This is a genomic window from Pseudoxanthomonas sp. LjRoot127, assembly GCF_964253495.1.
GTDB lineage: Bacteria > Pseudomonadota > Gammaproteobacteria > Xanthomonadales > Xanthomonadaceae > Pseudoxanthomonas_A.
Genome location: NZ_CAXUQR020000001.1, coordinates 2,324,349 through 2,343,307 on the forward strand (window position 1 = coordinate 2,324,349; position 18,959 = coordinate 2,343,307).

The 18,959-nt window shown below is 69.7% G+C and carries 15 protein-coding genes and 2 pseudogenes; 14 read left to right on the top strand and 3 right to left on the bottom strand.

Features of this window, described 5'->3' with window-relative positions; all coding sequences use genetic code 11:
- Nucleotides 1-47: 47 nt before the first annotated feature.
- The 3 genes and pseudogenes from ACSQ19_RS10745 to ACSQ19_RS10755 all read right to left on the bottom strand — a co-directional run.
- Nucleotides 48-4,445 (bottom strand): hypothetical protein, encoded by a 4,398-nt coding sequence (locus ACSQ19_RS10745; RefSeq protein WP_436040795.1) that lies wholly within the window; start codon nucleotides 4,443-4,445, stop codon nucleotides 48-50.
- A 36-nt stretch (nucleotides 4,446-4,481) separates the two neighbouring features.
- Nucleotides 4,482-5,243: pseudogene (locus ACSQ19_RS10750) on the bottom strand (YadA family autotransporter adhesin); the annotation flags it as partial.
- A 60-nt stretch (nucleotides 5,244-5,303) separates the two neighbouring features.
- A pseudogene (locus ACSQ19_RS10755) lies at nucleotides 5,304-5,837 on the bottom strand (ESPR-type extended signal peptide-containing protein); the annotation flags it as partial.
- A gap of 240 nt (nucleotides 5,838-6,077) precedes the next feature.
- Here ACSQ19_RS10755 and ACSQ19_RS10760 point away from each other — a divergent pair.
- From ACSQ19_RS10760 to ACSQ19_RS10825, 14 genes are all read left to right on the top strand, one after another.
- On the top strand, nucleotides 6,078-6,293 hold the full coding sequence (locus tag ACSQ19_RS10760) for a hypothetical protein (RefSeq protein WP_435996903.1): 216 nt from the start codon (nucleotides 6,078-6,080) through the stop codon (nucleotides 6,291-6,293).
- A gap of 129 nt (nucleotides 6,294-6,422) precedes the next feature.
- Nucleotides 6,423-8,222 (top strand): S8 family peptidase, encoded by a 1,800-nt coding sequence (locus ACSQ19_RS10765; RefSeq protein ID WP_296279623.1) that lies wholly within the window; start codon nucleotides 6,423-6,425, stop codon nucleotides 8,220-8,222.
- A 126-nt stretch (nucleotides 8,223-8,348) separates the two neighbouring features.
- On the top strand, nucleotides 8,349-9,563 hold the full coding sequence (gene xpsF, locus ACSQ19_RS10770) for a type II secretion system protein XpsF (RefSeq protein WP_296279835.1): 1,215 nt from the start codon (nucleotides 8,349-8,351) through the stop codon (nucleotides 9,561-9,563).
- A gap of 40 nt (nucleotides 9,564-9,603) precedes the next feature.
- On the top strand, nucleotides 9,604-10,020 hold the full coding sequence (gene gspG, locus ACSQ19_RS10775) for a type II secretion system major pseudopilin GspG (RefSeq protein WP_296279836.1): 417 nt from the start codon (nucleotides 9,604-9,606) through the stop codon (nucleotides 10,018-10,020).
- Between the two features lie 44 nt (nucleotides 10,021-10,064).
- Nucleotides 10,065-10,550, top strand: a complete 486-nt coding sequence (gene xpsH / locus ACSQ19_RS10780) for a type II secretion system protein XpsH (protein WP_299340528.1) — start codon at nucleotides 10,065-10,067, stop codon at nucleotides 10,548-10,550.
- Nucleotides 10,547-10,978, top strand: coding sequence for a type II secretion system protein XpsI (xpsI, locus tag ACSQ19_RS10785; RefSeq protein ID WP_299340531.1), 432 nt, complete (start codon nucleotides 10,547-10,549; stop codon nucleotides 10,976-10,978). Before xpsH ends, xpsI begins: the two co-directional genes overlap by 4 nt.
- A complete protein-coding gene (locus tag ACSQ19_RS10790) occupies nucleotides 10,975-11,646 on the top strand; it encodes a prepilin-type N-terminal cleavage/methylation domain-containing protein (RefSeq protein WP_296279628.1) in 672 nt (223 codons plus the stop codon). Before xpsI ends, ACSQ19_RS10790 begins: the two co-directional genes overlap by 4 nt.
- Nucleotides 11,643-12,494: a general secretion pathway protein GspK gene (locus tag ACSQ19_RS10795; RefSeq protein WP_435996906.1), complete on the top strand. Its 852-nt coding sequence runs from the start codon at nucleotides 11,643-11,645 to the stop codon at nucleotides 12,492-12,494. Before ACSQ19_RS10790 ends, ACSQ19_RS10795 begins: the two co-directional genes overlap by 4 nt.
- The gene (locus ACSQ19_RS10800) at nucleotides 12,491-13,630 is read left to right on the top strand and encodes a PilN domain-containing protein (RefSeq protein WP_435996908.1); all 1,140 of its coding nucleotides are present in this window, start codon (nucleotides 12,491-12,493) and stop codon (nucleotides 13,628-13,630) included. Before ACSQ19_RS10795 ends, ACSQ19_RS10800 begins: the two co-directional genes overlap by 4 nt.
- Nucleotides 13,611-14,231 carry a type II secretion system protein GspM gene (gene gspM, locus ACSQ19_RS10805; protein WP_435996910.1) on the top strand — a complete coding sequence of 207 codons (621 nt, stop codon included), beginning with the start codon at nucleotides 13,611-13,613 and terminating at the stop codon, nucleotides 14,229-14,231. Before ACSQ19_RS10800 ends, gspM begins: the two co-directional genes overlap by 20 nt.
- Nucleotides 14,221-15,054, top strand: coding sequence for a type II secretion system protein XpsN (locus ACSQ19_RS10810; protein ID WP_435996912.1), 834 nt, complete (start codon nucleotides 14,221-14,223; stop codon nucleotides 15,052-15,054). Before gspM ends, ACSQ19_RS10810 begins: the two co-directional genes overlap by 11 nt.
- Before the next feature lie 9 nt (nucleotides 15,055-15,063).
- Nucleotides 15,064-17,271: a type II secretion system secretin GspD gene (gene gspD / locus ACSQ19_RS10815; RefSeq protein WP_296279637.1), complete on the top strand. Its 2,208-nt coding sequence runs from the start codon at nucleotides 15,064-15,066 to the stop codon at nucleotides 17,269-17,271.
- The gene (locus ACSQ19_RS10820; protein ID WP_435996914.1) at nucleotides 17,268-18,116 is read left to right on the top strand and encodes a glycosyltransferase family 2 protein; all 849 of its coding nucleotides are present in this window, start codon (nucleotides 17,268-17,270) and stop codon (nucleotides 18,114-18,116) included. The genes gspD and ACSQ19_RS10820 overlap by 4 nt, the downstream gene beginning before the upstream one ends.
- Nucleotides 18,100-18,957, top strand: a complete 858-nt coding sequence (locus tag ACSQ19_RS10825) for a glycosyltransferase family 2 protein (protein WP_435996916.1) — start codon at nucleotides 18,100-18,102, stop codon at nucleotides 18,955-18,957. The genes ACSQ19_RS10820 and ACSQ19_RS10825 overlap by 17 nt, the downstream gene beginning before the upstream one ends.
- Nucleotides 18,958-18,959 lie beyond the last annotated feature (2 nt).

An 18,959-nucleotide genomic window follows, 5' to 3' on the forward strand; every position in this document is an offset into this window, starting at 1 on the left:
AAGAAGGGCCCGGCATGCCGGGCCCTTCCGCATTCCACGACAGCGACTTACAGGTCGATACCGAAACCGACGCCGGCCGACTTTTCGTCACCGCTGAACGCACCGCCGATGCTGAACGATGCGCGCTCGCCGAGCGGCTTCGAGTAGCCCACCGACAGCGCGTTCTCGCCGTTCTGCCAGCCTGCACCCACGGCGACGCGTCCACGCGGACTGCGGCTGCCCGCCGCGTTGATCGCCATGTTCAGCATCGCCGAGCTCATCGCGCCCATCCGGTCTAGACGACGGTCCTGTTCGGAGAAGCGACGGTCCACGTCACCGCGGAAGGCATTGAAGTCGTCCTCCAGCGCCTTGACCTGGAAGTCGGCATACGCCTTCGCGCTCGCCAGCGTGCTTGCCGAGGACTGATCGGTGTAGGACTGCGCGCTGCTGAGCGTGTTGGCGTCGCCGGCGTCGGCGTACGACGCGGCGGCGGCCGGCACGTCCGCGGTGGCGGTGGCGTCGCTTGGGGCCGCAACCGCCGGCTGGCCACTGGCGACAGCGCCGCTGCCGCCAGCCTCCGTCGTCGCCGTGCCGCGTGTCGGCGACGATGCATTACCACCGGTGCCGGGCGCGGAGGCCGATTCTCCGCTGGAATGCGCTTGGCTGGCCTGTGCTGGCGGTGTCGCGGCGGTCGATGCGGTGGAGGTGCCGCTGCTCAACCCGTTGTACATCCCGTAAAGCTCGTTGAGCTTGGCATCGACGGCGGTGAATGCCGCGCCCACGTTGTTGTACGACGTGCCCTGGATCGTGTAGCTCGGCGCGATGAACACGCCGCCGGAGAAACCGGCGCCACCGCCCAAGGAACTGGCGACCAGGCTCAACTGCGACAGATTGACCGCATCGGTCGCCTGGGTACCGGCGGCGACGTTGGTGACCTGCCGCTCGCTACCCGCGCTGCCGACCGACACCGTGTCCTCGCGGTCGGCGACCGAATCGCCACCGATCGCGACGCTGTTGTCGGCTTCGGCGGTCGCCAGGTTGCCCAGCGCCACCGCATTGACGCCGGGCGTGTAGGCGCCCCCGCCGACGGCGACCGAGTAATCGCCGGAAGCTTCGGTCGCCAGGGCCCCGAAGAACGCGCCGCCGACGGCGACGCTGTTGTCGCCGCTGGCAAGCGCGCGTGAGCCCAGTGCCGTGCTGTCGTAGTTGTTCGCGGTCGCACCGAAGCCCAGTGCCGTCGCGCTCTCTCCGCTGGCATCGGCACCGTAGCCGAACGCCGAGGCGGCGAACCCGGAGGCACTGCTGTATCCGCCCACGGCCGTCGCGGCATCGCCCGCGGCATCGCTGCGGAAACCGGTTGCCGTGGCTTGCAGGCCGGACGCCGCGCTTTCCGTACCGTTGGCCGTGGCGTACGCACCGGAGGCGGTGGCTCCCGCACCCATCGCCGTCGCACCGCTTTCACTGGCGACGGCGCCTGCACCGACGGCCGTCGCATCGTCTGCAGTGGCTTCCGTGCTGGCGTAGACCGGATTGCCGTCCTCGTCGAGGACCGGGTCGCCGTTGTCGTCGAGCAGCGGACGCTGGCCACCGAGCGCGACCGCGCCGGCGCCTGTCGCCTGCGCTCCCGCGCCGTTGGCAACGCTGTTCTCGCCGGTCGCGGTCGCATTGAAGCCGCTGGCCGTGGCGCCGTTCGCGAGGGCGAAGGCACCGGAGCCGGTGGCCGTCGCACCGACACCTTCCGCGAGCGCCGCCGAACCGGACGCCGTCGCGTAATCGCCGGTCGCGGTGGCGTCATCGCTGCCGTCGCCCGCGCCATTGGCCTTGAAGTAGCGCGTGGCGTTCTCCGACGCGTCGGCCAGCGCGTTCAACTGGTCGAGGTTCACCGCATCCGTGCCTTCCGTACCCGCGGCCACATTGGTGATCTGGCGTTCGGCCCCCACGTCGCCCACCGAGACGGTGTCGTCGCGGTCGTTCCAGGAGTTGGCGCCGATCGCGACGCTGTTCGTCGCCCCCGCCACGGCGTTCACGCCCACGGCCACGCTCTCTTCGCCATCGGCGTAGCTGTTGTGGCCGAGCGCAGTGCTGTACTCGCCCGTGGCCCAGGCTCCGTTGCCGAAGGCCGAGCTGCCGGTCCCGCTGGCACGGGTGTTGATGAGGCCGAAGAAGGTGGTGCCGCCCACCGCGGTGCTTTCATCGCCGCCAGCGGCGGCCCCTTCGCCGACCGCCGTCGCGCCGCTGCCGCCTGCATCGGCACCGTAGCCGAATGCCGAAGCGAAATCGCCGCCGGCACTGCTGTAGCCGCCGACGGTCGTGGATGCCAGGCCGCCCGCGCTGCTGCGGAAGCCGACCGCCGTCGCCTGCGTTTCGGATGCCGAGGCTTCCGTGCCCAGCGCCGTCGCGTACGCACCGGACGCATTCGCACCCGCACCGGTGGCGGTCGCACCGACCTCGCCCGCGACCGCACCTGCGCCGATCGCCGTGGCATCGTCCGCCGTGGCCTCGGTGCTGGCATAGACCGGGTTGCCGTCTTCATCCAGCACCGGGTCGCCGTTTTCGTCGAGCAGCTGGCGCTGTCCACCCAGTGCGACCGCACCTGCGCCCGTGGCCTGTGCGCCCGCACCGTTGGCGACGCTGTTGTTGCCGGTGGCGGTGGCATTGAAGCCGGTCGCCGTGGCGCCGTCGGCGATCGCGAACGCGCCGGAACCGGTCGCCGTCGCGCCGACGCCGTCGGCCAGCGCAGCCGAACCGGAGGCGGTCGCATAGTCTCCGTTGGCGGTGGCGTCGTCGGTGCCATCGTTCGCACCGTTCGCCTTGAAGTAGCGCGTGGCGTTTTCTGAAGCTTCGGCGACTGCATTCAACTGATCGAGGTTCACCGCGTCGGTACCTTCGGTACCGGCGGCGACGTTGGTGATCTGGCGCTCGCTGCCTACATCGCCCACCGAGACGGTGTTGTCGCGGTCCGCCGTCGAGTTCGCGCCGAGCGCCACGCTGTTGTCGCCCAGCGCCGTGCTGTAGAAGCCGACGGCCGTGCTGTTGTCGCCGCTGGCCCAGGATTCCGCGCCCAGTGCCGTGGCGTAGTCGCCCGGCGCGTAGGAGAAGAAGCCGGCCGCCGTGCTTTCCAGACCCGACGCCTCCGACAGACTGCCGGCCGCCAGGCTGTAGTCGCCTGCGGCGATCGCGCCCGACCCGAAGGCGGCCGCGCTGAATCCGCTCGCCTGCGTGTAGACCAGGAGACCGAAGCCGGGAATCAGGTCCGCCGGCCCACCCACCGCCACGCTGTAGTCGCCGCTGGCGCCGCTGGCGTGGCCGAAGCTCGACGCATACGACCCGGTGGCCGTACTGCCATAGCCGAAGGCGGAACTCGCTTCACCACTGGCTTCGCTGAGCACACCGAACGACGAACTGCCGAGCGCCGAGGCGAGGCTGCCGGAACCGACCGCCGTCGCGCCCAGCCCGGAAGCGACCGTATTGACGCTGATCGGATTGCCCTCGGCATCGAAGGCATCGACCGTGCCACCGATGGCGATGCTGGAATCGCCGCTGGCTTCGGCGCTGCTGCCGTTGGCCACGCTGTTGCTGCCGGTGGCGGTCGCGGAGAAGCCGGTCGCGGTGGCACCGTCGGCCAGGGCGAACGCGCCCGAGCCGGTGGCCGTGGCGCCAACGCCTTCGGCCAGTGCGGCCGACCCGGACGCCGTGGCGTAATCGCCGGTGGCCGTCGCGTCGTCGGAGCCGTCGTCCGCACCGTTGGCCTTGAAGTAGCGCGTCGCGTTCTCCGAGGCTTCCGCCACGGCGTTCAACTGATCGACGTTCACCGCATCGGTGCCTTCGGTGCCGGCGGCGACGTTGGTGATCTGGCGTTCGCCGCCGACGCTGCCGACGGACACGGTGTCTTCGCGATCGGCGACCGAGTCGCCGCCGATGGCGACGCTGTTGTCGGCCTCGGCCGTGGCCAGGTTGCCCAGCGCCACCGAGTTGAAGCCCGGCGTGTACGCGCCGCCGCCGACGGCCACCGAATAGTCGCCCGAGGCTTCGGTGGCGAACAGACCGAAGAAGGCACCACCGACGGCCACGCTGTTGTCGCCACTGGCGATCGAGTTCGAACCCAGCGCGGTGCTGTCGAAGTTGCTCGCGATCGCACCGAAGCCCAGCGCCGTCGCGCTGTTGCCGCTCGCCTCGGCGCCGTATCCGAAGGCCGATGCGCCGAAGTTGGATGCGTTGCTGTAGCCGCCGATGGCCGTCGCGGCATCGTCGGAGGCATCACTGCGGAAGCCGACGGCGGTGGCCTGGATGCCCGACGCAGCGGCTTCGGTGCCGATGGCGGAGGCATAGGCGCCCGACGCATTCGCACCCGCACCGGTGGCGGTCGCCCCGACTTCGCCCGCGACCGCACCTGCGCCGATCGCCGTGGCATCGTCCGCCGTGGCCTCGGTGCTGGCATAGACCGGGTTGCCGTCTTCATCCAGCACCGGGTCGCCGTTTTCGTCGAGCAGCTGGCGCTGTCCACCCAGTGCGACCGCACCTGCGCCCGTGGCCTGTGCGCCCGCACCGTTGGCGACGCTGTTGTTGCCGGTGGCGGTGGCATTGAAGCCGGTCGCCGTCGCACCGTCGGCGATCGCGAACGCGCCGGAACCGGTCGCCGTCGCGCCGACGCCGTCGGCCAGCGCAGCCGAACCGGAGGCGGTCGCATAGTCTCCATTGGCGGTGGCGTCGTCGGTGCCGTCGTTCGCACCGTTCGCCTTGAAGTAGCGCGTGGCGTCTTCCGAAGCTTCGGCGACTGCATTCAACTGATCGACGTTCACTGCATCGGTGCCTTCGGTACCGGCGGCGACGTTGGTGATCTGCCGCTCGCTGCCGGCGCTGCCGACGGAGACGGTGTCTTCGCGGTCGGCCACGGAGTCGCCACCGAGCGCAACGCTGTTGTCGGCATTCGCCGACGCGAGATTGCCGATGGCGGTCGCATTCGTGCCCGGCGCCCACGCGCCGCCGCCGACCGCGGTCGAGAAGTCGCCCGATGCTTCGGTCGGCAGGAAGCCGAGCAGGGATCCACCGACTGCGACGCTGTTGTAACCGGTCGCAAGGGAGCCGGAACCCAGCGCGGTGCTGTCGCCGCCGCTGGCATCGGCACCGTAGCCGACCGCCGTGTCGAAATCGCCCGACGCATTGGCGAAGCCGCCGACCGCGACGGTCGCAATTCCTGTCGCCGTGCTGGTGTGGCCTGCGGCCAGCGCCTGCGTGCCCGATGCAGTGGACGCGCTGCCGAATGCACCGGCATACGCACCGGTCGCCGTGCTGCCGGTGCCCACCGCGCTGGCGCCCGCGCCCGTCGCGTTCGCCTGCGTACCGACGGCAGTCGCGTTGGCGCCGGTGGCGTTGCTCTGGCTGCCCAGCGCCGTCGCGCCCTGCGCGGTCGCACTGCTGTCGTAGCCCACCGCCGTGGCATTAACCCCCTTTGCTTCCGCATAACCGCCAACGGCGGTGGCGCCCGCTTTGTTGGCGATGCTCTTGTAGCCGACAGCGACCGCATGGCGACCGGACGCGTCGACATCATCGCCGCACGAGACGGCGTTCTCGCCGGGGCGGCCGTCCTTGATCGGATTGCCGCGTGCATCCACGCAGTAGGCGGGGCCCGTTCCGATCTGCGGCTTGTCGTTCTGCGGTTGGCCCTTGTTCTTGTCGTGGGCCAATGCCGCACCGAACGGTGCACTTGCGAGCAGCGCCGACACCAGTAGTGTCACGCCGAGGCGCGCACGCACGCGCGCACCGGACGACATCATGCCATGCGCGCGGCGCGCGAACTCGGAGGCGACGACCAGCATGCCCAGGGAGGGGTTCCACACCTTGCTGTAAATCCTATTCATGGATCACGTCCTTCATTCTGTGTTTTCGGGGGAATACGACAGCACCCGGGCTTGGCGGCACGGGGATGCGAAGCGGATTGCGTCAGGAAAACGAAAGCCGCCGCATGCGACAGGGGAGACGCATGGACGGGTCGCACGAAGCAAAGGAAGCGGGGAGGAAGTTGCAGTCGGAGGCCGGCGGCGTCGGGGCGTGCCGCGGCTGGCGCGAAGAGCACGACGCAATGGCGTCGCGGAAAAGACATGCAAGCGGATCAGCGAAGAACGATGTCGCGTCGAAAAGCCATGGCTGCATTCCCCATCCCCTCATCCCGAGATGATGCAAAAAAACTCCGTGTGATCGAACACTACATCCGCGTTGTGCAATTTGCGAGAGATTTGCTACGTTCGGCGCAACGCGAAGAAAACGCTGAAAACAAGGCGTTAACGCCTTGTGCATTCGTTGTTCTCGTCGCGTGAAGAGTGTCGTGGCAGGTAAACAGGGGTACCTGCACGATCCGCTTGAAAGGGAAGTCGCAAGTCGTTGAGTACGCACGTCGTAAACGGGTTACCCAGTTCGTTCATCCTTGTAGACATGGAGCAGGTCCAGTGAATTCATCTTCCTCATTCCGTCGTTCGCGCCGTCATCCCCTCGTTGCTGCACTCGCCGCAATCGTCACCGCCGGCGCGTTCGCTGGTACCGCATTCGCGGGCGATGTCAGTACCGCCGGTCTTCGCGACGGCCAGACCTACGACCGGTTCATCGTGAAATACCGCGATGGCAGTACCGCCCGTGCCAGCAACACGACGCTGCAGCGTTCGTTGTCGGGTGCGGTATCGCGCGCCGCGCTGGGTCCGGCGAACGGCAAGGCGGTGAGCGCTGCGAAGCTGCGCCGCCTGGGCATCGGCGCCGAGCTGGTGCAGACCTCGCGCAAGCTCGATCGCGTCGAGGCCGAGAGCCTGCTGCGGCAGCTGGCGACCGATCCGGACGTGGAGTTCGTCGAAGTCGACGCGCGCCGTTATGCGCGCCTCGTCCCCAACGACACCTACTACAACCAGTATCAGTGGCACTTCAAGGATCCGGTCGGCGGCATCAACCTGCCGGCGGCCTGGGACAACGCCACCGGTGCGGGCGTGGTCGTCGCCGTGCTGGACACGGGCATCACCACCCACAGCGATCTCGATGCGAACATCCTGCCGGGCTACGACTTCATCAGCGACACGTTCGTTTCGCGCGATGGCGACCTTCGCGATGCGGACCCGCGCGACGAAGGCGACTGGAATCCGGTGGCGGGTGAATGCTATGCGGGTTCGCCCGTGCAGGACAGCAGCTGGCACGGCACCCACGTGGCGGGCACGGTCGCGGAAGTCACCAACAATGCCAAGGGCATGGCCGGCGGCGCATTCAATGCGAAGGTCGTGCCGGCGCGCGTGCTGGGCCGCTGCGGCGGCTACACCTCGGACATTTCGGATGCCGTCATCTGGGCCTCCGGCGGCACCGTGGCCGGTGTACCCGCCAACGCGAATCCGGCTGAGGTCATCAACCTGAGCCTCGGTGGGTCCGGTGCGTGCAGCGCGGTGGAGCAGAACGCCTTCAACATCGCCATCGCCAACGGCAGCACGGTTGTGGTCGCGGCCGGCAACGATGCAGGCAACGTCACCGGCTACTCGCCGGGCAACTGCGCCGGCGTCATCACCGTCGGCGCCACCCGCATCACCGGCGGCATCGCGTCGTATTCCAATTACGGCACGCGCGTCGACATCTCGGCACCGGGCGGCGGCGGCAGCGTCGATGGCAATCCGGGTGGTTACGTATGGTCCACCGGCAACTCGGGCACCACCGTACCCACCACGGAGACCTACTTCGGCCTGGGCGGCACGTCGATGGCGGCGCCCCACGTGGCGGCGGTGGTGGCGCTGATGCAGAGCGTGGCCGATACACCGCTGACGCCGGCGCAGATCCTGGCGACGCTGAAGTCGACCGCGCGCCCGTTCCCCGTCGCGCCGCCGGCCAACCGTCCGATCGGTGCGGGCATCGTCAATGCCGCGGCAGCGGTCCAGGCCGTGATCGGCGGCGGCGAACCGCCCACCGCGACACCGTTGACCAATAATGTCGCCGTCGGGGGCAATACCGGCGCCAAGGATGCGGTGGTGCAGTACGCGCTCGTGGTGCCGGCCGGGGCCAGCAACCTGTCCTTCATCAGTTACGGCGGCAGCGGCAACGCCGACCTGTACGTGAAGTTCGGCAGTGCGGCCACGGCGACGAGCTACGACCTGCGCTCGGTGCGCCCCGGCAACAACGACGTGGTGAACATCGCGAACCCGCAGGCGGGCACGTACTACGTGTCGCTGGTGGGCAAGACGAAGTTCTCCGGCGTCAGCGTGCGTGGCAGTTTCACCGCGCCCTGAGTGTTCTGCGGTGCATCGCGACGGCCCCGGGAGACCGGGGCCGTTTCGTTCCATGACATGATCGCCCCGCATGACGCTGGGCCGGGGAATACGGTAAGTTGGCGCATTCTCCTTTTGTCCTCCGGCATGCCGCTCTACCGCTACAAGGCCCTCAACGCGCACGGTGAAATGCTGGATGGCCAGATGGAGGCCGCCAGCGATGCCGACGTGGTCGCGCGCCTGCAGGAGCAGGGACACCTGCCGGTCGAAGCCGCACTGGCCGTGGCCGGGGGTGGACGCAGTCTGGGGCAACTTTGGCGACCGAATGCGTTCGCGGGCGACAGGCTGGTGCAGTTCACCCAGCAACTCGCCACGCTGCTGGGCGCCGGACAGCCGCTCGACCGCGCGCTCGGCATCCTGCTGGACCTGCCGGAAGACGAGAAAGCGCGTCGCGTCATCACCGACATCCGCGATGCCGTGCGCGGCGGTGCGCCGCTGTCCACTGCGCTGGATCGACAGCACGGTCTTTTCTCGCGGCTGTACATCAACATGGTCCGTGCCGGCGAGGCCGGCGGCAGCCTCCACGACACCCTGCAGCGGCTGGGCGATTATCTCGAGCGCAGCCGCGCGCTGAAGGGACGGGTGGTCAATGCGCTGGTGTATCCGGCGATCCTGCTGGTGGTGGTCGGGTTCGCGCTGCTGTTCCTGCTCGGCTACGTGGTTCCGCAGTTCGCGGTGATGTACGAGAGCCTGGACGTGGCGCTGCCGTGGTTCACGCGCGGGGTGTTGTGGGTGGGCGCGTTCGTGCGCGACTTCTGGTTCGTGCTGGTCGCTGTCCCTGCGCTGGCGCTGCTGTGGTTCGATCGCCGCCGCCGCGACCCCGGCTTCCGCAGCCGGCTGGACGGCTGGCTGCTGGGGCGCCCGCTCGTCGGCCCGCTGGTCGCCCGGCTGGAAACCGCCCGGCTCGCGCGCACGCTTGGCACGCTGCTGAAGAACGGCGTGCCCCTGCTCACCGCGCTGGGCATCGCGCGCAACGTGCTGGGCAACCGTGCCCTGGCGGCCGATGTCGACGTGGCCGCGGAGGACGTGAAGAACGGCCACGGGCTGTCCGCCTCGCTGGGCAAGGGAAAGCGGTTTCCACGACTGGCGCTGCAGATGATCCAGGTGGGCGAGGAGTCCGGTGCCCTCGACGGCATGCTGCTGAAGACGGCCGAAACCTTCGAGCAGGAAACGGCTCAGGTGCTGGACCGTATGCTGGCCGCCCTGGTGCCTGCCATCACGCTGATCCTGGCGGCGGTGGTCGGTGTCGTCATCATCGCCGTGCTGGTCCCGCTGTACGATCTGACCGGCGCCATCAACTGAGCATCCTGGAGAGTCCGCCACCATGTCCCGCACGCGCCCGATGACTGCGTTCCGCTCCCCGCAATCCCAGCAGGGCTTCAGCCTGCTCGAGATCATCATCGTGCTGGTGCTGATCGGCGGCATCCTGGTGCTGGTCGGCAGTCGCGTGATGGGCGGTGCCGACAGCGGCAAGGTGAAACTGGCCCAGTCGCAGGTGCAGACGCTGGCGGGCAAGGTCGAGACCTACCAGTTGGACACCGGCCGGTATCCGGCACAGCTGTCCGACCTGGTGACCAATCCGGGCAACGCGAGCGGGTGGCTGGGCCCGTACGCGAAGGAGAGCGAGTTGCAGGATCCCTGGAAGAACCCGATCGAATACCGCATTCCCGGCGAGACGCAGCGCTTCGACCTGATCAGCCTGGGCGCCGATGGCAAGGCCGGTGGCGACAGCGTCAACGCGGACATCACGAACGAGTAAGCGCGGCCACCGCCGCCGTGGCGCGCCGTGCCGCTACCGTCTCCATGCCTCCGGCCCGCAGGCCTGCCGCGGCGCGGCCGCACGTGGCCGGCTTCACCCTGCTCGAGACGCTGCTGGTCCTGGCGCTGATCGCGGCGGCGGGCATCCTCGCGGCGATGGCCTTCACCGGCGGCATGGACGGCATGCGGTTGCGCTCGGAATCCAAGGAAGTCGCTGCGCAGCTGCGCTACACGCGGGCGCGTGCGATCGCGACCGGGCAGCCGCAGCGTTTCCGGATCGATCCGCGCGCGCATGCGTGGGAGGCGGCCGGTGACCGGCGTGGCGACATCGATCGCGCCCTGGCGGTCCGCTTCACCGGCGTGCGCGAGGCACAGGAGCGGGCGGGCGAGGGCGCGATCCTGTTCTTCCCCGACGGAGGTTCCACCGGTGGCCGCATCACGCTGGCCGCCGGGACGGCCGCGTGGAGCATCGACGTGGCCTGGCTGACCGGCGAAACGCGCCTGCTGCGCGACGAGGTGCGCGCGCCATGACGCCGCCCAACCGCCGTCATCAGCGTGGCTTCACCCTGCTCGAAGTCATCGTCGCCTTCGCGCTGCTGGCGCTGGCGCTGAGCCTGCTGCTGGGGTCGCTCTCCGGAGCAAGCCGGCAGGTGCGCGAATCGGCGGACAGCAGTCGCGCGACGCTGCACGCGCAATCCCTGCTGGCGCAGCTGGGTGCGGGCGATGTCCTGCAACCGGGACGGCAGGAGGGCAGCTTCGAAGGCGATCGTTATCGCTGGCAGCTCGACATCGCGCCGTTCGCCGATCCGTTGGCGGCGCGGGCACAGCTCGATCCGGGCGCGCCGCAACTCCTCGATGTACGCCTGGTCGTTCGCTGGGGCGACGAGCGGGCACAGGCGATGCAATGGCGCACGCTGCGATTGGCGCCGCGCGACGTCAACCAGGCCGTGTCGCCATGATGCGCGCGCGCACGCAGGGCTTCACCCTGATCGAAGTGCTGCTCGCGCTGGTGCTGCTGGCGGCAGGACTGGCGCTGGCGTTCGCGACGCTGCGCTCCTCCACCGCGGTGGTCACGCGCGGCGAGGACATGGCGCAGGCGAGCGAGCGCATGCGCGCGGTACATGGCTACCTGCGCGCGCGACTGGCGTCGGCGCAGCCCATCGTGTTCGCGACGGACCGGGGCACGCTGCGCCAGGCGCGCTTCATCGGCACGCCGCAGCGCATGCGCTTCGTGGCGGACCTGCCGGACTATCTAGGGTATGGCGGCCCTTACGTGCACGACCTGGTCGCGGACGAGGAAGGTCGCCTGCAGGTGGCCTTCGCCGTCGCCCGTCCGGACGCGTCGCTGGAGGACGTCGATCTCGCCGCGCGCGGACAGCGGGCGGAGCGGCTGGCCGACGGGCTGCGTTCCGTGCGCTTCCGGTATCGCGGCCTGGATGCGGACAATCGCCTCGGTCCATGGCAGGACCGCTGGGAGACTTCCGAGATGCTGCCGCTGCAGGTGAAGGTGGAAATGGTCGCGATCGCCGGCGGGCGCTGGCCGGACCTTGTCGTGACCCTCGCGCGCAGCGAGGGCGGCGCAGGCGGCGGGCTGTTGCCCGGCGGCACGAATCCGGTACTGCCATGAAGCGCATGCACGGTGCCGCGCTGTTGCTGGTGCTGTGGCTGGTGGCCCTGCTCACCGCGCTGGTCGGTGCGTATGCGCTGACGGCGCGGATGGAGGCGTTGCAGGGTCGGGTCGGCAGCCGCGGCGCGATCGCGCAGGAGGTCGCGCGCGCCGGCATCGAGTACGCGCTCGTGCGGGTGGCCGACCGCAATCCGGAAACCCACTGGCAACCCAATGGCCGCCCTTACGCGTGGACGTTCGATGGCCAGCAGGTCCAGGTGCGCATCGTCGATGAGACCGGCAAGGTTGATCTCAACCAGGCCGACGTGCCGCTGCTGTCGCGGCTGATGCAGGCGCTCGGAGAACCTGCGGACGCCAGCGATGCGCTCGCGGCGGCGATCGTCGACTGGCGCGATGCCGACAACCTCACCCAGCCGGTGGGCGGGGCCGAGGACAGCGACTACGCGGCGGCGGAGCGCGAGTACGGTGCCAAGGACGCGCCGTTCGACACGGTTGCGGAAGTCGAGCAGGTCCTGGGCATGACGCCGGACCTGTACGCGCGCCTCGCGCCATTCCTGACGCTGTACTCGGGCCGCGCGCAGCCGGACGCGACGTACGCGCCGGGGCCGGTGCTGCAGGCCATGGGCGTGGATGCGGCGGCATGGCTGGCGCAACGCAATGCGACCGGCGTCACCGGCGGCCCGCAACTCGTCGGCGCCGGCAGCGGCACGTATAGTATCCAGAGTCGTGCGCGGCTGGCCGATGGCCGCGAAGCGTCGGTGCGGACAGTGGTGCGCGCGGGGGCCAGCCCGGTGCCGGGTTCGGCCTATACCTTGTTGCGCTGGGAGGAGGGAGCGTCACCACAATGAGCGGCGTACGCGACACCTTGCAGCGGTTCCGGGCACGGCTCGGTCCCGGGCCACGCAGCTTCTTCGCGTGGTGGGGACAGGCGTTGGCGACCTGGTTGCCCGCGCGCTGGCGCGTGGTGCTGGGGCTGACGGGCGACCGCCTGCTGTTCCAGCGTCAGGACGACGAGATCGAAATGAGCTGGCTGGAGGGCACGCAGCGGCATCCGCTCGCGCGCTTGCCGGCCACGGTGAGCCCTGACGATCTGCGTGCGCTGCTCGGCAGCCGGCTGGCCGAACTGCCGCGCTGGTGGCTGGTGCCGGCGGGCATGGCACTGCGTCGGCGCCTGCTGCTGCCGGCCGCGGCGGCGGACCGCCTGCGCGACGTGCTGACGTTCGAGCTCGACCGGCAAACCCCGTTCACCGCCAACGATGCGTGCTTCGACGCGCGCGTGGTGGGGGTGCGTGAGGATGCACAACTCGATGTGGAACTGGCGGCCGTGCACAAGGCGGCCTTCATCGATGGCCTGTCGCGGCTGGGCGCACTCTCGCAGGGTCTGGCCGGCGCGGACGTGGAAGACGCGGGCGGTGCGCCGCTGGGCGTGAACCTGCTGCCCGAGGCATCGCGCGTTGCGCGCCAGGCCCCGCGCCGCGGCCTGCATGCCGTGCTGGCGTCGGTAGCCGTCATCGCCGTGGTGTTCGCTGCCTGGGCCGTCCTGGACAACCGGCGCGCTGCCGCCGACGCCTTCGCCGCGCGGGTGGACAGCCGGGCCGATGCGGCGCGGCAGGTGGCGGCGCAGCGGCAGCAACTCGTCGACCTCGTCGCCGGCACCACCACGCTAAACCAGACCAGTGCGCGCCGGCCGACATCGCTGGAAGTGATGGATGAGGTCACGCAGCGTCTTCCCGACAACACCTATCTGGAAAAACTCGCCATCGAAGGCGACCGGCTGACGCTGATCGGTTTCAGCCCGGAAGCCTCGGGACTGGTCGCGCGCCTGCAAGGCTCGCCGTTGTGGCGCAATCCTGCACTGAGTGGCGCGCTGCAGCCGGATCCGCGTACGCGCATGGACCGCTTCACGATGACGGCCGAGCTGCTGGGCAAACAGGACCCGGCTGCCGCGACGCAAGGAGGCGCCGATGCCGCTGGCCGTGACTGACCGCGATCGCTGGCTGGCGCTGGCGCTGCTGTTGGCAGCGCTGTTGCTGGGCTACGCGCTGCTCGTGCATCCCTGGTGGACGGTGCCGATGCAGGAAGTAGGCGCGCGCGTGGATGAGCTGCGCGAGCGCGAACTTCGCATCCGTACCCAGCTGCAGCAGGCACCGCAGGTGCAGCGCGAACTCGCCGCCGCGCTCGCGCAGCAGGCGCAGCGCCCGGGCTTCCTTCCGGAAGCGACGGTCGAGCTGGCGACCGCGGGCCTGGTGCAGCGTCTGGAAACCGTCGTCAGGCAAGCCAGCCCCGGCAACCGCAGCTGCGCCATCGCCAACCAGTCGCCGCTGGCGGTCGCGGGACGCGAAATCTACCCGCGCGTGGTCGTGCAGGTGCGCCTGCGCTGCGGCGCGCCGGAACTGGCATCGGTCCTGCACCAGCTCGAATCCGGCAGCCCGCGCCTGTTCGTGGAGAACCTCAACATCCTCGCGCAGCGGTACGCCTACCAGGCCAGCGAAAGCGGCGCCGGCGGCCTGGACGTGAACTTCGACCTGTACGGGTACCTCAAGCCCTCGCCGGTACTGACCCAGGAGCCGTCCGGTGCGCGCTGACAGCTGGGGGGTGCGCACGTGGATCCTCGCCGTCGTGGCGGGGTGGGCGGTGGTGGCCGCGCTGATGGCCCTGTTCGGGCTGGGCAGCCGCATCACGCCCCTGCCTGCCGATCCGGGCATGGTGCAGGCGTTGCCGCGCCTGCCGGCGAGCCCGCCCGAACGACTGGGCGCGCTGGAACAGTATGCAGGCGTCGGCGAGCGGCCCCTGTTTTCGGAGGATCGCCGTCCGAAGCCGTTCTTCCTCTCCGGCGAGGAAGCCGCGGCACCGGCCTTCGACCTGGTATTGACCAGCGTGCTGATCACGCCCGCGCTGGAGCTGGCCATCGTGCAGCCCGCGCAGGGCGGCGAGGGCCTGCGGGTGAAGGTGGGCGATTCGCCGGCCGGCTTCCCGGGGTGGCGGCTGGTCGAACTCGATCCGCGCCGCGCCGTCTTCGAGGGTCCGGAAGGCCGTCGCGAGATGGCGTTGCGTGTCTTCGACGGTGCGGGAGGACAACCGCCTTCGCCGGTCGCAGGTGTACCTGCCGCCGTGCCGCCCGCCGCGACCATCGTTCCACCGGCTGCGCCGGGCGGACGCACGACCGGCGGCAACAGCGCACCCGCCGCCATGCCCACGGTGGCATCGCCGCCCGGTCCGGCGCAGATGCCGACTCCGGCACCTGCCGCCAGCCCATCGCCCTCGTCGACGGCGCCGTCCGTGCCCGTCCAGACGACGGACCAGCAGATGGACGCCATCCGCCAGCGCATCGAGCAGCGCCGCGCGCAGTTGCGGCAGCAGCAGGCGCAACCCACCACGCCGCCGGCAACGCCCGGCAAGACACAGTAGAGTGCCGGCATGACGTTACGTGTGATCCTGTTTTCCCTTTGTCTGGGCCTGCTGGCCGGCTGTGCCAGCGCGCCGTCGCCCGATGTGCGTCGCACGACCGCGCCAGGTACAGGCGAAGTCGTCGCGGGCACCGCGCAGACCACGCCGCTGAAGGAAGGCGACGCGCCGGTGACCGGGCCGCAGGCGCAGATCCGCCGCGGCAACGGGCAGATGATCAACCGCAGTGCGGCGAGTGCACCGTTGCCGTCGCTGGGCGGCGCCAGCAGTGGATCGGCCACGTTCAATTTCGAGGGCGAGTCCGTCCACGCCGTGGTGAAGGCGATCCTCGGCGACATGCTGGGGCAGAACTACGTGATCGCGCCGGGCGTGCAGGGCACCGTGACGCTGGGCACGCCGAAGCCGGTATCGCCGGCCGAAGCCCTCAACCTGCTGGAAATGGTGCTGGGCTGGAACAACGCGCGCCTGGTCTACAGCGGCGGGCGCTACAACATCATCCCGGCCGACCAGGCACTGGCCGGCAGCGTGGCGCCGCGCACCGGGCCTGCCTCCAATGCACGCGGCTATGAAGTGCGCGTGGTGCCGCTGCGCTTCATCTCGGCCAGTGAAATGAAGAAGGTGCTGGAGCCGTACGCGCGGCCCAACGCCATCGTCAATGTCGACGGCACCCGCAATGTCATCACTCTGGCGGGCACGCGCACCGAACTGGAAAACTACCTGCGCACCGTCGAGATCTTCGATGTCGACTGGCTGTCCGGCATGTCGGTGGGCGTGTTCCCGCTGCAGTCGGGCCGCGCTACGCGGGTGGTCGCCGACCTGGAGAAGGTGTTCGGCAACGACAGCAAGACGCCCAGCGCCGGCATGTTCCGTTTCATGCCGCTGGAGGGTGCCAACGCCGTGCTCGTCATCACGCCGCAGCCGGCGTACCTGGACCAGATCCAGCAATGGCTGGAGCGCATCGACGGTGCGGGCGAAGGCAGCCGGCTGTTTTCGTACGAACTGAAGTACGTCAAGGCGCGCGAACTCGCGCAGCGGCTGGCGGAAGTGTTCGGCTCCTCCGGCGGCGGAAGCAGCGGCGACAGCCGGTCGACCGGTGGCGCCGGAAACACCTCGCTGATGCCGGGCACCGATCCCGTGCAGATCAACGATGGCGGCATGAACAGCAATGGCGGCAGCGTCGATTTCGGCGGCAGCAGTGGCAGTAGCGGGAGTGCCGGGGGCGGGCTCGGCAGCGGGTCGCTTTCGCTCAACCAGCGCGACAACGGCAACGGCGCCGTGACGCTGGAAGTCGACGGCAACCGCGTCGGCGTGGCCGCCGTGGAAGAAACCAACACGCTGCTCGTGCGCGCCAGTGCGAGTGCCTGGCAGTCGATCCGCGAAGTGGTCGAGAAGCTCGACGTGATGCCGATGCAGGTGCACATCGAAGCGCAGATCGCGGAAGTGTCGCTGACCGGCGACCTCAGTTATGGCGTGAACTGGTACTTCGAGCGCGCGGTCACGGACGCGGGCCTGCCCGACGCCGTCGGACGCACCACCTGGAGCCAGCTTGCCGGGAACATCGCGGGCAGCACGGTCGGCGGCGTGAATCCCGGTGCCAGCTGGACCTTCCTCGGCCGCAACGCCGCGGCGATCATCTCGGCGCTCGACGAGGTCACCGACGTCCGCCTGCTGCAGACGCCGTCGATCTTCGCGCGCAACAACGTCGAAGCCACCCTCAACGTGGGCAGCCGCATCCCGATTTCCTCGGTCACCGTCAATCCGGGGCTTGGCACCGACAACACCTACAGCCAGGTGCAGTACCTGGATACCGGCATCATCCTGAAGGTGCGGCCGCGGGTGACGAAGGACGGCATCGTCTTCCTCGACATCGTGCAGGAAGTCAGCACGCCGGGCGACGTGCCGGACGACAACGGCAACGTGCGCATCAACACGCGGCGCTTCAAGACCGAAGTCGCGGTCGAGGCAGGCAACACCGTGATGCTGGCCGGCCTGATCAGCGATGGCGCGACCAAGGGCTCGCGAGGATTCCCGGGGCTGAGCCGCCTGCCGGTGATCGGTGGCCTGTTCGGCCGGCAGACCAGCAGCAGCGACCGCAGCGAAGTCATCGTGCTGTTGACGCCGACCATCGTCCGCAACCCGCAGGAAGCCAACGACCTGACCGACGAGTACGGCAAGCGCTTCCGCGCGCTGGAACCCCTGCACACGCCGCGCTCCAAGTGACGCCGCCGGCCGCATCGTCCCTGCCCATCGTCCTGTTGCCGATCGGCAGCGACGACGATGCGCTCGACGCCTGCCTCGGGGCGCTGGACGCCGGCACGCCCGCCGGCACGCGCCTGTGGCTGGCCGACGACGCGCAGGCCGGACCCCGTGGCCTCGCCATCATCGAGCGCTGGCTCGCCCGCACCCGCCTTCAGGCCGATTACACCCGCCGTCCGCGCATGCTCGGCGAGGTCGCGCACGTGGACCAGATGCTCGCCGCGTGCGGCGACGCGGACGTGGTGGTGCTCGCGCCCGACGCGCAGCCCTTGCCCGGCTGGCTGCAACAGCTGGCCGCCTGCTTCGCGCGCGACGCCGCCATCGCCACCGCCACCCCCTGGTGCAATGCCGGTGAAGCCGCTGCGTGGCCGCGCCTGGGCGAAGTGAGCCTGCCACCCGCCGATGTCGAACGCACGGCGCACGCCTGTGCCGCGATGTCGCCGCTGCATCCCGAGCTGCCCGCCGCCGTCGCGCACGCCGTCGCGTTGCGCGGCAGTGCGCGCAAGCGGGTCGGCGGACTGGACGCGGCGAGCTATGGCTCGTGGTATGCCGCGCTGGTCGACCTGTCGCTGCGGCTCGCCGGCCTGGGGTGGCGCAACGTGCTGTGCGAGACCGCGTTCGTCGCGCGTGGCGGCGAAGGCGGCCCTGCCGACGGCGACATGGACGCCTTGAATGCACGCTGGCCCACGTTCACGCCCAGGCTGGCGACGTTCCTGATGGAGGATCCGCTGCGCGTACCGCGCGAACGGTTGCATGCGTTGTATACGGAAGCAGGATCGCCGGAGCGCCAGCGTGACCTCTTCGGTTGACGCGTCCGGCATCGCCGCGGTGGTGGTGACGCACGAAAGCGCGTCCAGCATCGACGACTGCCTGATGCGCCTGCGCGTGGCGCATGGCGTGCACGAGATCCGCGTGGTCGACAACGCATCCACCGACGACACGATGGAGATCGTGCAGCGGCATGCCTTGCAAGATGCGCGCGTGCGCTTCATTGCCAATCCTGACAATCCGGGATTCGCGGTGGGATGCAACCAGGGCGCGCGCGATACGCAGGCATGCTGGCTTGCGTTCGTGAACCCCGACCTGATGGTGGAAGCCGACACGCTGGCGCGGTTGCGCGCACACGCGGCCGATGCGGCGACGACCAGGATGCTGGGCGTGGACCTGGTCGACGAGGACGGCGTGCGCGATGCCGCTGCGCGCCGTCGCGATCCGGTCTTCGCCGCCATGTTGCGCTCGCCCGGTGCGGCGTCGCGGTTGGGAGTCGCCGTCGACGAGGCGACCCCATTGCAGCCGGTCGACATCATCTCCGGCGCACTGATGCTGATGCCACGCGCGCTGTTCGACAGGATCGGCGGCTTCGACGAAGGCTACCGCCTGCACGCCGAAGACATGGATCTCTGCCGGCGCGCGCGCGCGGCAGGCGCCCTGGTCGCCGTCGCCAACGACATCCGCGTGCTGCATATCCGCGGCGTGTCGAGTCGCGCCCGCCCGGTATTCGTGGAATGGCACAAGCATCGGGGCCTGTGGCGCTATTTCCGCAAATTCGAGGCCGCGCAACAGGGTCCGGTCACGCAGGTGGGCGTGTTCGCCGCGATCTGGCTGCATTTCGGCGCGGTGCTGGCGCGGATCCTGCTGCGTCGTCGTTGACG

Coding starts and splice junctions, on each gene's coding strand:
- ACSQ19_RS10800 (WP_435996908.1), top strand. CDS start 12,491: ATGAGCGGCGTACGCGACACCTTGCAGCGGTTCCGGGCACGGCTCGGT.
- gspD (WP_296279637.1), top strand. CDS start 15,064: ATGACGTTACGTGTGATCCTGTTTTCCCTTTGTCTGGGCCTGCTGGCC.
- ACSQ19_RS10795 (WP_435996906.1), top strand. CDS start 11,643: ATGAAGCGCATGCACGGTGCCGCGCTGTTGCTGGTGCTGTGGCTGGTG.
- xpsI (WP_299340531.1), top strand. CDS start 10,547: ATGACGCCGCCCAACCGCCGTCATCAGCGTGGCTTCACCCTGCTCGAA.
- xpsF (WP_296279835.1), top strand. CDS start 8,349: ATGCCGCTCTACCGCTACAAGGCCCTCAACGCGCACGGTGAAATGCTG.
- gspM (WP_435996910.1), top strand. CDS start 13,611: ATGCCGCTGGCCGTGACTGACCGCGATCGCTGGCTGGCGCTGGCGCTG.
- xpsH (WP_299340528.1), top strand. CDS start 10,065: ATGCCTCCGGCCCGCAGGCCTGCCGCGGCGCGGCCGCACGTGGCCGGC.
- ACSQ19_RS10760 (WP_435996903.1), top strand. CDS start 6,078: ATGCAAGCGGATCAGCGAAGAACGATGTCGCGTCGAAAAGCCATGGCT.
- gspG (WP_296279836.1), top strand. CDS start 9,604: ATGACTGCGTTCCGCTCCCCGCAATCCCAGCAGGGCTTCAGCCTGCTC.
- ACSQ19_RS10790 (WP_296279628.1), top strand. CDS start 10,975: ATGATGCGCGCGCGCACGCAGGGCTTCACCCTGATCGAAGTGCTGCTC.